The following is a 14,395-nucleotide window of genomic DNA, read 5'->3' on the forward strand; positions in this document are numbered from 1 at the left end:
GATGTTGTCAAAAAATCATCGGGATCATTTTATAAAAACATCGGGATGATTTTCCAAAATGATCCTTAACTTTGCATCCACAAAATAAAAAGAAGAATAAGATGGAATTACCTAACGATCCGATGATGCTTTTCAGCGTTATAAATATGAAACTGCGTGACGACTATTCATCTTTGGATAAACTCTGCGACGACATGGGAATAAACAAAAAATCCCTGATAAATAAATTGCAAAAAGCAGGTTTTGAATATAGTGCCGAATACAACAAATTCTGGTAATTATCTACCGATACTATTAATATTCGGTTCAAGCTCGCCAAAATCAATCATTGCATTGAACAGACGGTAAGATAAATATTCGCCTAAAGTATCTATTGCGATATCTTTAGTAACCAACATCCCCGCACTCAACAAAGAAGCCCTTTTCGTTCCGGGTAATAAGGGCTGAGCAGGAGTAACCCAACGCGCACCATTCCAAAAAGCAATATTACATATTGAAGTATCTGTCACCAACCCATTCTTCACAATGAGGATATCATCATAAGCACCTCTCTTTGCAAACAAATCATCTAGTTGTTCACGGTTCGTGCTTTTATAATGATAATCTATATCATCACAGCAGATCAATCGCAATGAATGAACCGGACGGATATTATACGGGAAATATTCCACTTTACAAATTTCTTCTCCATATTCAACTCGGCATTTCGTCCGTTCACGACACTTTTCCGAATCTATAATGCCTGATAAATCCAACTCTGTATGAATGCCAAAAACGGCCTTTCGCGTTTGATTCAAACGTTGGTTATGATAAAGCAAATTATATATCCGCCCCTCTTCAATACGGATTGTTTCAATAAATCGGCACATACACTTTCTGTTTCATTTCATTATATTCATCCGATACATTACTTTGCGAAGTAATCCCTCCTCCACTTTTAAAATAGAAAGCGGATTGCCGTTGTTCAATAAAACGTATCATAACTGCACTATCCAGATTAAATCCATCAAAATATCCCATTATGCCGGTATAGAAACCGCGTTCGTATGTTTCCGCCTCTTCTATTATCTGCACTGTCTTCTTTTTCGGGGCACCTGTAATAGAACCTGCCGGTAAAAGAGTAAAAAGTATTGTTCCTACCCGAGAACGCCAATCATCCGGCAAAAAACCTTTTACTTCAGAACTTACTTGCAACAGATACCCGCTGTTGGTACGCAACTCATCTATATAACGGAAACGAGGGACAGAAACACCTGTAGCTACCATACTCAAATCATTTCGTATTAAATCAACAATCGTAGCATGCTCTGCTGCCTCCTTGGGATCATTCATAATACGGTTATTCGCATCGGGCAGGGAAGCGTCGATCGTCCCTTTCATCGGATAAGAAGAAATTACATTATCGCTAATACGAACAAATATTTCAGGAGAAAATACGACAAAATGCTCTTTCCATAGGAATTTATATTTAGCTATAGAATGATAAAATATCTCTTCCAATGATAAATTCGTTTGAACCTGCGTTTCGGAAGTGAGATTCACCAGATAAGAATTGCCGGCATGAATGTTACGACTGACAATATCAAAAGATGCAGTATATTCTTCAAAAGAAACCGGATTTATTTTCCACTTTATCTCCGAAGATAATAATTCATGAGATTCTTTATCCGTATTCGTTAAGCCATTCAAGTCATAAAGAAATTCACCCGGATTAATCAGTTCCGGCTTTTCAACAAATATCCTCTCTTGTTTGTAATCTATACAGAATAAAAAAGGCTCTCCCGACATTCCGAAATGGTTCATCCGGGAAATAGCCTCCTGCTTTGTATATACAATCATAAATAATATTCGTTTATATCAAAAACCGTTCGGTTAATCCTCCAAACGCATCGATACGGCGGTCGCGGAAAAAAGGCCACCAGCGTCTCACATTTTCACTCCGTAACTTGTCTATATCAATAACGCGTACTTCTTCTTTATTATTCGAAAATTCGGCTATCAGTTCACCTTGCGGGCCAGCTACAAAGCTATTGCCCCAAAATTGAATGCCTTTTGTTTGTCCGGAAGGATCCGGCTCATGTCCTGTACGGTTTACTGTAATAACAGGCAAGCCATTCGCAACAGCATGTCCGCGCTGAACAGTTACCCAAGCACCTAGCTGGCGCTGCTTCTCTTCATCCGTATCGCTGCTTTCCCAACCGATAGCCGTAGGATAAATAAGCATCTCGGCACCACGCATAGCCATAAGACGAGCGGCTTCGGGATACCATTGATCCCAGCACACCAGTACACCCAGCTTGCCTACCGATGTAGAGATCGGCTCGAACCCCAGATCGCCAGGTGTAAAATAAAACTTTTCATAATAAGCCGGATCATCAGGGATGTGCATCTTCCGGTATTTACCTGCAATAGAACCATCTTTTTCAAGCACTACAGCTGTATTATGGTAAAGTCCCGGGGCACGTTTCTCAAAAAGAGACAAAACCAGAACAATGCCTAGTTCTTTTGCCAAAGCACCGAATATTTCTGTAGAAGGTCCCGGAATCGTTTCTGCCTGGTCAAACAAATTAGTATCTTCTGTCTGGCAAAAATAAAGACCATTATGTAATTCTTGCAAAACAACCAATTCTGCACCCAGATTTGCAGCTTTACAAATATTCTGTTTTAATTTGTCTATGTTGGCAGTAATATCACTACTGTTTGCTTGTTGAATTAATCCGACTTTCATTTTATCTATATAAATTTATTATATGCTTTAATTATTACTTCTCTTTTGAAAGGGAAATAACAAATCCTTCGGGATACTGCATAGTTACACAATGTAATGATCCGTGTTGCTTAATCAGCGGTAAACAATTAACACCAACGATCTCACGATTAGGGAAAGCCTGTTGTAGCGCAGCTTTCGCCACCTCATCTTTAGGTGAATTATAAAACGGCACAAGTACGGCTCCGTTTATTATCAAAAAATTAGCATACGTAGCAGGCAAACGCTCTCCCTCCCATTCCACCTTATCGGCCATAGGAAGAGGAACCAAGTTATAAGGTTTACCATCTTTCCGGGTGAAAGCCTTCAACTCTTGTTCCATCTCCTGCAATTCTTCGAAATGCTCATCTCCTTCATCGGTGCACTGTACATAAGCTATTGTATCAGGACTACAGAAACGAGCCAACGTATCAACATGACTATCTGTATCATCTCCTGCCAAATAGCCGCTTTCAAGCCAAAGAATACGGTCCAGTCCGAATATTTCTTTCAAATGATATTCTAATTGCTCTTGTCCCAGATACTCATTTCGGTTGACAGAAGACAGACATTCTACCGTTGTTAGTAACGTTCCTTCTCCATCCGATTCTATACTACCGCCTTCCAGTACGATAGGTTGCATATTAACAGGAATAACTTCTTCTGAAAAAGTTTTCGTATGAAACAGTTTTCTCGTAATCAGATTATCATAATTAGCAGCAAACTTCATGCCCCAGCCATTAAAAACAAAATCATATACGGCAGCTTGTGCTCCATCGAAAACAGAGATTCCACCATGATCGCGAGCCCACGTATCGTTTGTCTCCATCTCACGGAATATAACACGGCTATAATCCACATCGCCTAACTGTGCGCGAACCATTGCTTCATCCGGACAAACAACCAGCAGCATCTCTCGTTTTATAATCTCTTTAGCAATCGCCACAAAACAAGGAACAACCTCGTCGATTATAGGCGCCCAGTCTGTCCCTTCGTGCGGCCATGTAAGCTGCACCGCACTCTGCGGATGCCATTCGGCCGGTAATATTACTTTCGCTTCCATTCTTTTTATTCGTAAAAATCAACGACAACACGACTCTCACGTATCTTCTTGCAATATGAATTAACCTCTGCATGACGAGGGTTCACTTTATAAGCGGCCAAGGCCTGTTCATTCAGTTTCCACATAACAATATGTTTCAGCATAGTATTACAGTATTTTTTGCAAAGGTAATTATTTCCCTATAATACACAGTTACCAACATAATGTATAGAACTAAAACAAATATCCTTTTTTTTAATTTCAAGTAGTACACAAAACAAAAGGGCGGGAATCACTTCCTGCCCTCTTCACTAACGCAATGAATAGTGTAACCAATTAACTTAAGAATTTTTGCAATCACAAGATGAAAAAGCAACCAACATCCAAACAGTTTTTTCCTGTTCTTTCAAATAATCACTCATCAATGCAACAGTAGCCTCGTCTCCTAGTTCAGAAGCAAGAGAAAGTAATTTGCGTTCTTCTGCAATAAACAGGCTATAAGTTTCAAGGATATTTTTCAAAGCTTCATCACCACAAGATACTCCTGATATTTCTTTCACCCTGGAAACTTTCAGATATTCACTGAACTTATTTACTGGAGTTCCGCCAAGCATTAAAATACGTTCTGCCAATTCATCCGCCTTTCCGGCTGCATCGTTATACATATCTTCGAATTTGCTGTGAAGAACAAAAAATCCATGTCCTTTAATATTCCAGTGGAAACCACGAATATTTGTGTAAAACACCTGATAATCTGCCAATAACTGTTGTAAAGCTGCTACTACTTTATTTGCTGCTGATTCTTCTAAATGGATAAAATCTAATGTTTTCATACTTATTACTTTTAAATTGTTATACGTTTCGTTTTTCTTGTATTGCAAAGATACGGCACGGATAAGCCGTTGTCAAACAGATAATTTTTATATGTTCATAGACACACTTTATAAACAACAGGAAAGTTCTTTTTACCAAAGCAATATAAATTATTACAGATTATTATTACCTTTGTACAATTAGGTTTTAATATTCAATATATGACAAGCACTCTATGAACATACAACAACTTGAATACATCCTAGCTGTCGATTCATTCCGCCATTTTGCCAAAGCAGCTGAACATTGCCGGGTAACCCAGCCCACATTAAGTATGATGATTCAGAAACTGGAAGATGAACTGGGCATTAAACTGTTTGATCGCAATCTACAGCCCGTACGCCCTACTCCGGCAGGACGCAAGGTTATTGAGCAGGCACGAAACGTTTTATATCAGGCTTCACTGATAAAAGACATTGTAAATGAAGAAGAACAGACTTTGAAGGGAACATTTCGTTTAGCCGTATTACCAACAATTGCGCCTTACCTTCTGCCTCGTTTTTTTCAGCAAATATCAGAGAAACATCCGGATATGGATATACGTATCATGGAAATGAAGACTGCTCCTACCATGTCTGCATTACTAAACGGAGAAATAGATGCGGCCATTATCGCCAATCAACCAATAGAATCGCAGCTACAAGGAGATACATTATATTACGAAGAATTTTTTGGTTATGTTGCCAAAAGTGATCCTGTATTTAAAAAAGAATTAATACGTACGGCAGACATCAGCGACGAACATCTCTGGCTTCTGGATGAAGGACATTGCTTCCGTGACCAATTGATGCGCTTCTGTCAGATGGAAAAGGTAAAACTGCGCCAAGCTTCTTACCGGTTAGGAAGTTTGGAAACATTTATGCGGATGGTTGAAAGTGGTAACGGTATTACTTTTATTCCGCAATTAGCAACTTATCAGTTGAGCAATGAACAAAAAGATTTAGTCCGTCCATTTGCTATTCCCAAGCCTACACGTGAAATTGTATGGGTAACACGAAAAGATTTTATCCGTCACACAATTGCCGGGATACTAATCGAAAGTATCAAAAAATCGGTACCTAAAGAGATGCTTACGCTGCAAGCTTTTCAGAAATTGGTATAAAAATGATCTTTAAATAAAAAAAACTATACTTTTTGTTTGTAGTTACCAAAAAATCGTTACTTTTGCTGCATAATTAAAACGAACAGATTTAATGAATCGATTTAGCTTTACATACTTCTTTTATTACTTTTACTTTAGCAGAGTGAAGGCAGGAGTTTGTATGTAGAGTGTTGATGAATATAATTGAATGTATCAATAAACAATATAAAGTCCTGCCGAATACGGTGGGACTTTTTTTGTATATATAATAGTTTGAGCAAAAAGAAATAAGATGAAAAAGAAAGTAGCAATCCAGGGAATAGCCGGTTCATATCATGATATAGCCGCCCGCAGTTATTTCGAAGATGAAGATATTGAGATCGTTCCGTGTAATACATTTCGGGATGTGATCTCGATGATTAAGAAAGATCCGTCTATTCTTGGTATTATGGCTATCGAAAACACAATAGCAGGAAGCCTTTTGCAAAACCATGAGTTGATTCGTGAAAGCGGATTAAACATCATAGGAGAATACAAATTGCGCATCTCTCATTCGCTGGTTGCCCTGCCGGGAACTTCTATCCATGAGATTAAAGAGGTAAACTCCCACCCTATCGCCCTGATGCAATGTACCGACTTTCTTGACACATTACCGCATGCAAAAGTAGTGGAGAAAGAAGATACCGCCATGAGTGCCCGTTGGATTTCGGAGAATCAGCTAAAAGGACACGCAGCTATTTGTGGAAAACTGGCAGCACAAATATACAATATGGAAGTACTTGCTGAAGGAATTGAAACAAACAAACGGAACTTCACCCGCTTCCTTGCCATAGCAGACCGATGGACTGCAGACGAATTACTCCGGGAAACCGACAGAAACAAATCTTCTCTCGTTTTTGCACTTCCTCATACTGCCGGCAGCCTTTCCAAAGTTCTTTCCGTTCTCTCTTTCTACGATATGAATCTTACAAAAATACAATCCTTGCCAATTATCGGACGCGAATGGGAATATCTGTTTTATATCAACCTCACATTTACAGATTTCACCCGCTACAAACAAGCATTGGATGCTATCAGACCGTTGACAAAAGACTTAAAAATATTAGGCGAATATGCAGAAGGAAAACAAAGTGTGTAACATCACACCAGCAGCACGTGTCAACGCCGTGCAAGAATACTACTTTTCAAAAAAACTAAAAGAGGTAGCCGAAATGAATGCCGCAGGCAAGAATGTAATCAATCTAGGTGTAGGCAGCCCGGATCTTCCTCCGTCAGAAAAAACGATCGAAGCGCTGTGCGAACACGCTCACAATGCAAACGAACATGGTTATCAACCTTATGTTGGTATTCCCGAGCTTCGCAAAGGCTTCGCCGGCTGGTACAAAAAATGGTATAATGTAGACCTTGATCCTAAAACAGAAATCCAACCGTTAATAGGTTCAAAAGAAGGTATTCTGCACATCTCGCTTGCCTTCCTGAATCCGGGTGATGGCGTATTGATTCCCAACCCCGGTTATCCGACCTACAGTTCTGTAAGCAAACTGGTAGAAGCTACCCTTATTCCTTATGAACTGAAAGAAGAACTAGGCTGGCAACCGGATTTCGAAGAACTGGAAAAGATGGATTTGTCTAACGTAAAACTGATGTGGACCAACTATCCGAATATGCCGACCGGTGCCAATGCAACAACGGAACTTTATGAAAAACTGGTTGCATTCGGACAGAAACACGGCATTATCATTTGCAACGACAATCCATACAGCTTTATACTGAACGATCACCCGATCAGCATTTTGAGTATACCTGGAGCTAAAGACATATGTATCGAACTTAACTCAATGAGTAAAGCGCACAACATGCCGGGCTGGCGTATGGCAATGCTTGCATCTAACGCACAGTTTGTTCAATGGATTCTGAAAGTAAAAAGCAACATCGACTCCGGACAGTTCAAACCAATGCAATATGCAGCCGTCGAAGCATTGAAAGCCCCGAAAGAATGGTATGACAACATGAACCGTACATACGGCAGCCGTCGGGACTTGGCAGGCCAGATCATGCACACATTAGGTTGTACATTCGATGAAAAACAAGTTGGAATGTTCCTTTGGGGACGCATACCCGACGACGCAGAAGGCAGCGAAGCCATAGCCAACAAAGTATTATACGGAGCAAATGTTTTTCTTACTCCCGGTTTTATTTTCGGTAGCCGCGGCGAACGTTATATCCGGATTTCGCTTTGTTGTAAAAACGAGACATTGGAAGAAGCTCTGAATAGAATCAAGAATTTATAATTGAAATTTGATAATTAATAAAACACATCATAACATGGAAATGAAAATTGAACCTATCTCATTACCCGGATTAGATACTAAACGTCCGATTGTAATAGCCGGCCCTTGCAGTGCAGAAACAGAAGAGCAGGTATTAGAAACAGCAAAAGAACTCGCCTCAAGAGGCGTTAAAATATTCCGTGCCGGAATATGGAAACCGCGTACCAAACCAGGAGGTTTCGAAGGTGTAGGAGCACTAGGTTTGCAATGGTTAAAGCGCGTCAAACAAGAAACAGGTATGTATGTTTCTACCGAAGTAGCTACTAAAGATCACGTATTTGAAGCTCTGAAAGCCGGAATCGATATTCTTTGGATTGGCGCGCGTACAGCCGTAAATCCGTTTGCCGTACAGGAAATTGCAGATGCATTAAAAGGAGTAGATATTCCCATTCTGATCAAAAATCCGGTTAATCCCGACTTAGAATTATGGATCGGCGCATTCGAACGTCTATACGGTGCAGGTATCCACCGCTTAGGTGCAATTCATCGCGGATTCAGCTCATACGACAAAAAGATATACCGTAATCTTCCTTTATGGCATATTCCTATTGAATTGCGTCGCCGCATGCCGGATTTGCCTATTTTCTGCGATCCTAGTCATATCGGAGGAAAAAGAGAATTGGTTGCTCCTTTATGTCAACAGGCAATGGACCTTAGTTTTGACGGTCTGATTGTTGAATCACATTGTAACCCTGATTGTGCATGGAGCGATGCATCACAACAAGTTACGCCTGACGTTTTAGATTATGTATTAAACCTGTTAGTAATCCGTGACGTCAATCAAACAACGGAAAATCTGGCTGCTTTACGTCGTCAGATAGACGGTATAGACGAACAATTGCTGGAACTATTGGCGAAACGTATGCGTGTGTCGCGCGAAATAGGTATTTATAAGAAGGAGCACAATATGCCGATCTTACAATCGCCTCGTTACAGTGAGATTCTGGAAAAACGCTCCAATATGGGCGAACAGATGGATTTAAGTCCGGACTTTGTAAAAGAGATATTAAAAGAAATACACGAAGAATCTGTACGCCAACAGATGATTATAATGAACGAACAGAAATGAAAATCCTGATATTAGGTGCCGGAAAGATGGGATCTTTCTTCACCGACCTGTTAAGTTTCGAACATGAAGTAGCCGTACTGGAAAACGATCCTAAACGGATGCGTTTTATTTACAACGCCCTGCGTCTGCAAAAACCGGAAGAGGTTGCCGAATTTAATCCTGAGCTAGTAATAAACTGTGTTACATTAAGCTATACGATTGAAGCTTTTAAATCGGTTATGCCTTATTTGCAGACTTATTGTATCATTTCCGATATTGCATCTGTAAAGACGCATTTGAAAGAGTTTTATGAAACATGCGGTTTTCCTTACGTTTCTACCCACCCGATGTTTGGTCCTACTTTTGCTAATTTGGGAAGCCTTGAAAAAGAAAACACCATTGTAATTTCCGAAGGCGATCATTTGGGTAAAATATTCTTCAAAGATATTTATTCCAGCCTTCGTTTGAATATTAGAGAGTACACATTCGAGGAGCACGACAAAGTAGTGGCTTATTCATTAGGCATTCCTTTTGCATCGACAATGGTTTTTGCTGCCATTATGAAGCACCAGGACGCACCGGGTACAACATTCAAACGTCATATGAAAATCGCCCGTGGACTTTTATCAGAAGATGATTATCTTTTGACGGAAATTCTTTTCAACCCGAGAACTCCTCATCAAATCGAACGTATCCAGGAAGAACTTAAAACCCTTCAGGAAATCATAAAAGATAAAGATTCTATAAAGATGAAGGAATATCTGACAAAGATCAGAAAAAATATAGAGTAACAACTTTTATAACAATCGTCCTGTATTAAGTCCTTTCAAGAGAAATTGAAATTTCATAATTATAATATTATCGGATCATAGTTATGACTTAAAAAAGTCATAACTATGATTTTTTTATGAGTAGTTATCCAACCTAACTGATAAACAAAGACAAGTTATTGTTAAATCATACTTGAAAAACGTATTCAATAAATTCAAAACAGATCATTATTTTTATCCGAATAAAATATTTTGAAAAATATTTCATCTTCCAATAGGGGTATTTTGTTATGAGCATGTCTTACTATCGTAATTTTATTCTTATTGACATGAAATATATCGTATTTTTTGTAACCGACTTTGTATTGTACATCTTATTTGGTTTGTTCTGTCTGTGCAAATGGATATTATTCTTACCTTTGCTATGCTTTCGAAACAACAATAAAGATTTATGTACTTCAAAGATATTATCGGCCAAGAAGAAATAAAACAACGATTAATACAGTCGGCACAAACAGGTGCTGTACCCCATGCACAGTTATTAACCGAACAAGGAGGAGCCGGAGCATTTCCGTTGGCTCTTGCATATGCCCGATATCTGAACTGCACGAACCGTACAGAGACCGATGCTTGTGGAAAATGTCCTTCATGCCTAAAGTTTAATGATTTGGTTCACCCAGACCTTCATTTCGTATTCCCTATTGTTGCCAAAAAAGAAAAGAAAAAGGAAGTTTGCGACGATTATCTTACCGAATGGAGAGGATTCTTGAAAGAATATACCTATTTTAACATGGACAACTGGCTGGATTATATTGAGGCCGGCAACTCACAAGCATTGATTTATTCTAAAGAAAGTGACGAGATTATCCATAAGCTTAATCTAAAAATATACGAAGCGGCATACCGCATATTGTTAGTATGGTTACCGGAAAAGCTACACCCTACATGTGCCAACAAACTGCTAAAAGTCATTGAAGAACCACCACAGAATACAATAATACTGATGGTTTCCGAAACTCCCGATCAAGTATTAGGTACAATTTTATCCCGTGCACAGCGTATCAATGTAAAAGCAATTCAAGCCCAGGATATTGCTCAGTCAATGATTTCCAAATTCGGATTATCGGCAGACGACGCTAAACATATAGCTCATTTATCATGCGGTAGCTTTATCAAAGCCATGGAAGCGATCAGCTTGGGAGAAGAGAATAAGTTTTTCCTGGAACAATTCAAAAGCATGATGCGTAATTCATGGGCCCGGAATGTCAAAGATATGAAGAACATGGCAGACGTAATGGCTGGCATAGGAAGAGAAAGACAGAAAAACTTCCTCGCTTACTGTCAACATCTAATACGTGAAAACTTCATGTACCGTTTTCAAACACCGGAATTAAATTACATGAACCTCGATGAATCCGGTTTCGCTGTAAAATTCGCACCTTTTGTTAATGAAAGGAATGTAATCGATATAATGAAAGAATTAGACAAAGCAGAAAAGCATATTTCTCAGAATGTAAATGCAAAGATGGTGTTTTTTGATTTAGCATTACGTCTGACTGTATTGATTAAAAGATAAAAAACCTACCTATTCCAACAATACATTCTTTTCTTATAGAATCATCTTCCCTAAAATATTCAGTAGAAGATATTTATTGCCATTCATTACCGAATAGAAATAAAAAAGCTCCGAAACCTTTCCGATTTCAGAGCTTTCTTCGCGGTGCGTACGGGACTCGAACCCGTGACCCCATGCGTGACAGGCATGTATTCTAACCAACTGAACTAACGCACCAATTATTTCTTTAAAACAAATCATTCCGTTGAATGCGGTGCAAAGATAGAGCGATTATTTGATTTTGCAATAGTTTCGGCAGAAAAAATTAGATCACACTGATTATTTTTCTACTTTTGCTTCCCAGTATAACATATTAATATAATCATGAAAAATACTCCTGTAGATTATCAAAAGGCCAGACAAGTTATTGATGGCTATGGACTTCCAGATTTCGGGAAAGCAACTATCCGCGAAGTAGTAGCCATTTCTACCCAATTGGAACAAGAGACAAAAACAGAATTTATTCATATGGAGATGGGGGTTCCCGGACTTAAAGCAGCCCAAGTCGGCGTAGATGCCGAAATAAATGCTTTACGTAACGGAATAGCATCCATCTATCCCAATATCAACGGGATACCGGAAGTTAAAACAGAAGCTTCACGTTTTATCAAAGCCTTTATTAATATAGACGTGTCACCAGAAGGCTGTGTACCGGTAACAGGCTCCATGCAGGGAACTTACGCTTCATTCCTTGTAAGCGGACAATGCACGCCCGGAAAAGATACAATCCTATTTATCGATCCCGGATTTCCTGTACAAAAACAGCAAATTACGGTTATGGGATATAAGTACGAATCTTTTGATGTTTATGAATACCGCGGAGAAAAGCTACGTGATGTGCTGGAGAAATACCTTTCCAAAGGTAATATTGCAGCCATGATATACTCCAACCCAAATAACCCGGCCTGGTTCTGCCTCACCGAAGATGAATTGAAGATTATCGGCGACATGGCAAACAAGCACGATGTTATTGTTATTGAAGACCTTGCCTATTTTGCGATGGATTTCCGTAAAGATTTAGGTACACCATTCAAAGCTCCTTATCAGGCAAGTGTTGCACGTTATACAAACAATTACATACTACAAATCTCCGGATCAAAAGCTTTCAGTTATGCCGGACAACGCATTGGTGTAACAGCAATATCTGATAAATTATACCACCGCGCATACCAGGGACTTACACAGCGTTATGGCGGAGGAACATTTGGCACGGTTTATATCCATCGCGTACTTTATGCTCTCTCTTCCGGCACAAGCCACTCGGCACAATATGCCTTGGCTGCCATGTTCAAAGCTGCTTCAGACGGGACATTCGACTTTATATCCGAAGTGAAAGAATACGGAAGGCGTGCAGAACGATTGAAAAAGATATTCACTCAATATGGTTTTCAGATCGTATATAATCATGACTTGGATGAGCCTATTGCCGATGGTTTCTACTTTACCATCTCTTATCCGGGCATGACGGGAGGAGAATTAATGCAAGAACTCATCTACTATGGCGTTAGTGCCATATCTTTGAGTACAACAGGAAGTAACCAGCAAGGCTTGCGTGCCTGCACCTCTTTCATAAAAGATCATCAATATGAATTGTTAGAAAAACGATTAAAAATATTCAGTGAAAACCATCCGCTATAAATGACAAAAGCCCGGCAAAATTTACGTTTATTAACCATTCTGCCGGGCTTTTTATTTGTTTTTCATCTTTAAAAGCCTTACATTGTCCGTGTTTTTCAATCAGTTTATTCCCAATAACTATGGCGGCTTATAAAGATATATTCAAAATAACACATAATAATGTACTGCCGGCACAAGGCAGTATCCTTATTTCAGAACCTTTTCTTCAGGATGCTTACTTCCAACGATCCGTTGTTTTATTAATTGAACATACCAAACAAGGCTCTATGGGATTTGTATTAAATAAAAAAACCGATCTGGTTGTAAATACATTTTTCTCCGAACTTGAAGATTTATCCGAAATACCCATCTATCTAGGAGGACCCGTAAGTCCGAACCGTTTGTTTTTCATTCATTCACTGGGAAACAACATCATTCCTGATGCTGTAAAAATCAACGATCAATTATATTTCGACGGCAATTTTGAAGCACTTAAACGATATATCGTTAACGGACACTCCATAGAAGGAAAAGTAAAATTCTTCCTCGGTTATTCAGGATGGACACAAGGACAACTGGAAAAAGAGATAACGCAAAATTCATGGATTGTAAGCCGCAATGCCAACGACAATGTAATGTTTGCCGAAGGGGAATCTTTCTGGAAAGATTCGCTTAAAGAAATGGGTAGCCGTTACGAAACCTGGATAAATTATCCAAAAGATCCATACTTGAATTAATTATCTGTCAGTTTGGTGATTATTCGTTGCATAACGTATACATCCGAATAACCCTCTTTTGTTACGATCCAATCTGCAAGAACACTTGTAAGTATAAATCCACAACGTTCAAAAAGAGCTTTGCTAGGACTATTCTTTGCAGGAACATGACTATAAAGTTGGTGTAACCGGAGAAATGAAAATGCATATTCTACCGTCAGATCCAATGCTTCCATAGCAAAGCCTTTCCCCTGATATAACCGGTCAAGCATAATTCCCACCCCAGCACGTCTATGATGAGGTTCAAAATCATACAAATCGATCATTCCGATAGCTGTCCCGTCAGGCTTCAACTCTATCATAAAACGCTGCTGTTTCAATTCATATATATTCAAATGGGAATTAGCAATATATTCCTTTAGTATATATCTCGAGAACGGAGACAACGTATTTCCAACATTCCATTGAGAAGTGTCATTCTCCCAACGGTACAGTAAATCCAGGTCTTCCGGTTCCAACGCACGAAGGCGGATATGTTCATTTTCCAACAGAGCCAT

The 14,395-nt window shown here is 39.2% G+C and carries 16 protein-coding genes and 1 tRNA gene; 9 read left to right on the forward strand and 8 right to left on the reverse strand.

Annotation, left to right across the window (positions count from 1 at the left end):
• Nucleotides 1–101: 101 nt before the first annotated feature.
• Complete coding sequence (locus CTY47_RS00960) at nucleotides 102–278, forward strand: DUF4250 domain-containing protein (protein ID WP_099463003.1); 177 nt, start codon at nucleotides 102–104, stop codon at nucleotides 276–278.
• Here CTY47_RS00960 and CTY47_RS00965 read toward each other — a convergent pair whose 3' ends face one another.
• The 6 genes from CTY47_RS00965 to CTY47_RS00990 all read right to left on the reverse strand — a co-directional run bounded on the left by CTY47_RS00965 (nucleotide 279) and on the right by CTY47_RS00990 (nucleotide 4,621).
• Nucleotides 279–869: an aminotransferase class IV family protein gene (locus tag CTY47_RS00965; protein ID WP_099463004.1), complete on the reverse strand. Its 591-nt coding sequence runs from the start codon at nucleotides 867–869 to the stop codon at nucleotides 279–281.
• Nucleotides 853–1,839, reverse strand: coding sequence for an aminodeoxychorismate synthase component I (locus CTY47_RS00970; RefSeq protein ID WP_099463005.1), 987 nt, complete (start codon nucleotides 1,837–1,839; stop codon nucleotides 853–855). The genes CTY47_RS00965 and CTY47_RS00970 overlap by 17 nt, the downstream gene beginning before the upstream one ends.
• 13 nt (nucleotides 1,840–1,852) lie before the next feature.
• On the reverse strand, nucleotides 1,853–2,728 hold the full coding sequence (locus CTY47_RS00975) for a carbon-nitrogen hydrolase (RefSeq protein WP_099463006.1): 876 nt from the start codon (nucleotides 2,726–2,728) through the stop codon (nucleotides 1,853–1,855).
• A 34-nt stretch (nucleotides 2,729–2,762) separates the two neighbouring features.
• Nucleotides 2,763–3,809 (reverse strand): agmatine deiminase family protein, encoded by a 1,047-nt coding sequence (locus tag CTY47_RS00980; protein WP_099463007.1) that lies wholly within the window; start codon nucleotides 3,807–3,809, stop codon nucleotides 2,763–2,765.
• Between the two features lie 5 nt (nucleotides 3,810–3,814).
• Nucleotides 3,815–3,952, reverse strand: a complete 138-nt coding sequence (locus CTY47_RS00985) for a Dabb family protein (RefSeq protein ID WP_099463008.1) — start codon at nucleotides 3,950–3,952, stop codon at nucleotides 3,815–3,817.
• A 177-nt stretch (nucleotides 3,953–4,129) separates the two neighbouring features.
• Nucleotides 4,130–4,621: a Dps family protein gene (locus CTY47_RS00990; protein WP_099464024.1), complete on the reverse strand. Its 492-nt coding sequence runs from the start codon at nucleotides 4,619–4,621 to the stop codon at nucleotides 4,130–4,132.
• A gap of 215 nt (nucleotides 4,622–4,836) precedes the next feature.
• On the opposite strand from CTY47_RS00990, the gene CTY47_RS00995 reads away from it, so the two are divergent.
• The 6 genes from CTY47_RS00995 to CTY47_RS01020 all read left to right on the forward strand — a co-directional run bounded on the left by CTY47_RS00995 (nucleotide 4,837) and on the right by CTY47_RS01020 (nucleotide 11,466).
• Nucleotides 4,837–5,763, forward strand: coding sequence for a hydrogen peroxide-inducible genes activator (locus tag CTY47_RS00995; RefSeq protein WP_099463009.1), 927 nt, complete (start codon nucleotides 4,837–4,839; stop codon nucleotides 5,761–5,763).
• A 271-nt stretch (nucleotides 5,764–6,034) separates the two neighbouring features.
• Nucleotides 6,035–6,880, forward strand: a complete 846-nt coding sequence (locus tag CTY47_RS01000; protein WP_099463010.1) for a prephenate dehydratase — start codon at nucleotides 6,035–6,037, stop codon at nucleotides 6,878–6,880.
• Entirely contained in the window at nucleotides 6,855–8,033 is a 1,179-nt protein-coding gene (locus CTY47_RS01005) for a pyridoxal phosphate-dependent aminotransferase (protein ID WP_099463011.1), read from the forward strand. Before CTY47_RS01000 ends, CTY47_RS01005 begins: the two co-directional genes overlap by 26 nt.
• A 40-nt stretch (nucleotides 8,034–8,073) precedes the next feature.
• Entirely contained in the window at nucleotides 8,074–9,141 is a 1,068-nt protein-coding gene (locus CTY47_RS01010; RefSeq protein ID WP_099464025.1) for a bifunctional 3-deoxy-7-phosphoheptulonate synthase/chorismate mutase type II, read from the forward strand.
• The gene (locus CTY47_RS01015) at nucleotides 9,138–9,911 is read left to right on the forward strand and encodes a prephenate dehydrogenase/arogenate dehydrogenase family protein (RefSeq protein WP_099463012.1); all 774 of its coding nucleotides are present in this window, start codon (nucleotides 9,138–9,140) and stop codon (nucleotides 9,909–9,911) included. The genes CTY47_RS01010 and CTY47_RS01015 overlap by 4 nt, the downstream gene beginning before the upstream one ends.
• Before the next feature lie 430 nt (nucleotides 9,912–10,341).
• Nucleotides 10,342–11,466 carry a DNA polymerase III subunit gene (locus CTY47_RS01020; RefSeq protein ID WP_099463013.1) on the forward strand — a complete coding sequence of 375 codons (1,125 nt, stop codon included), beginning with the start codon at nucleotides 10,342–10,344 and terminating at the stop codon, nucleotides 11,464–11,466.
• A gap of 142 nt (nucleotides 11,467–11,608) precedes the next feature.
• On the opposite strand, the gene CTY47_RS01025 is transcribed toward CTY47_RS01020, so the two are convergent.
• Nucleotides 11,609–11,682 (reverse strand) — tRNA-Asp (locus tag CTY47_RS01025).
• 147 nt (nucleotides 11,683–11,829) lie between these two features.
• Between CTY47_RS01025 and CTY47_RS01030 the strand changes: the two genes are divergently transcribed.
• Together CTY47_RS01030 and CTY47_RS01035 are read left to right on the forward strand one after the other, a co-directional pair.
• Nucleotides 11,830–13,143 carry a pyridoxal phosphate-dependent aminotransferase gene (locus CTY47_RS01030; protein WP_099463014.1) on the forward strand — a complete coding sequence of 438 codons (1,314 nt, stop codon included), beginning with the start codon at nucleotides 11,830–11,832 and terminating at the stop codon, nucleotides 13,141–13,143.
• Between the two features lie 119 nt (nucleotides 13,144–13,262).
• Nucleotides 13,263–13,859 carry a YqgE/AlgH family protein gene (locus tag CTY47_RS01035; RefSeq protein ID WP_099463015.1) on the forward strand — a complete coding sequence of 199 codons (597 nt, stop codon included), beginning with the start codon at nucleotides 13,263–13,265 and terminating at the stop codon, nucleotides 13,857–13,859.
• On the opposite strand, the gene CTY47_RS01040 is transcribed toward CTY47_RS01035, so the two are convergent.
• Nucleotides 13,856–14,395 carry a GNAT family N-acetyltransferase gene (locus CTY47_RS01040; RefSeq protein ID WP_099463016.1) on the reverse strand — a complete coding sequence of 180 codons (540 nt, stop codon included), beginning with the start codon at nucleotides 14,393–14,395 and terminating at the stop codon, nucleotides 13,856–13,858. The two genes, CTY47_RS01035 and CTY47_RS01040, sit on opposite strands and share 4 nt — an antisense overlap.

Source organism: Parabacteroides provencensis (assembly GCF_900232875.1).
GTDB classification, from domain to species: domain Bacteria; phylum Bacteroidota; class Bacteroidia; order Bacteroidales; family Tannerellaceae; genus Parabacteroides; species Parabacteroides chinchillae.

Excerpts from the sequence above, each read along its gene's own strand:
- CTY47_RS00960 (WP_099463003.1), top strand. The coding sequence starts at position 102 with ATGGAATTACCTAACGATCCGATGATGCTTTTCAGCGTTATAAATATG.
- CTY47_RS00965 (WP_099463004.1), bottom strand. The coding sequence starts at position 869 with ATGTGCCGATTTATTGAAACAATCCGTATTGAAGAGGGGCGGATATAT.
- CTY47_RS00970 (WP_099463005.1), bottom strand. The coding sequence starts at position 1,839 with ATGATTGTATATACAAAGCAGGAGGCTATTTCCCGGATGAACCATTTC.
- CTY47_RS00975 (WP_099463006.1), bottom strand. The coding sequence starts at position 2,728 with ATGAAAGTCGGATTAATTCAACAAGCAAACAGTAGTGATATTACTGCC.
- CTY47_RS00980 (WP_099463007.1), bottom strand. The coding sequence starts at position 3,809 with ATGGAAGCGAAAGTAATATTACCGGCCGAATGGCATCCGCAGAGTGCG.
- CTY47_RS00985 (WP_099463008.1), bottom strand. The coding sequence starts at position 3,952 with ATGCTGAAACATATTGTTATGTGGAAACTGAATGAACAGGCCTTGGCC.
- CTY47_RS00990 (WP_099464024.1), bottom strand. The coding sequence starts at position 4,621 with ATGAAAACATTAGATTTTATCCATTTAGAAGAATCAGCAGCAAATAAA.
- CTY47_RS00995 (WP_099463009.1), top strand. The coding sequence starts at position 4,837 with ATGAACATACAACAACTTGAATACATCCTAGCTGTCGATTCATTCCGC.
- CTY47_RS01000 (WP_099463010.1), top strand. The coding sequence starts at position 6,035 with ATGAAAAAGAAAGTAGCAATCCAGGGAATAGCCGGTTCATATCATGAT.
- CTY47_RS01005 (WP_099463011.1), top strand. The coding sequence starts at position 6,855 with ATGCAGAAGGAAAACAAAGTGTGTAACATCACACCAGCAGCACGTGTC.
- CTY47_RS01010 (WP_099464025.1), top strand. The coding sequence starts at position 8,074 with ATGAAAATTGAACCTATCTCATTACCCGGATTAGATACTAAACGTCCG.
- CTY47_RS01015 (WP_099463012.1), top strand. The coding sequence starts at position 9,138 with ATGAAAATCCTGATATTAGGTGCCGGAAAGATGGGATCTTTCTTCACC.
- CTY47_RS01020 (WP_099463013.1), top strand. The coding sequence starts at position 10,342 with ATGTACTTCAAAGATATTATCGGCCAAGAAGAAATAAAACAACGATTA.
- CTY47_RS01030 (WP_099463014.1), top strand. The coding sequence starts at position 11,830 with ATGAAAAATACTCCTGTAGATTATCAAAAGGCCAGACAAGTTATTGAT.
- CTY47_RS01035 (WP_099463015.1), top strand. The coding sequence starts at position 13,263 with ATGGCGGCTTATAAAGATATATTCAAAATAACACATAATAATGTACTG.
- CTY47_RS01040 (WP_099463016.1), bottom strand. The coding sequence starts at position 14,395 with ATGGCTCTGTTGGAAAATGAACATATCCGCCTTCGTGCGTTGGAACCG.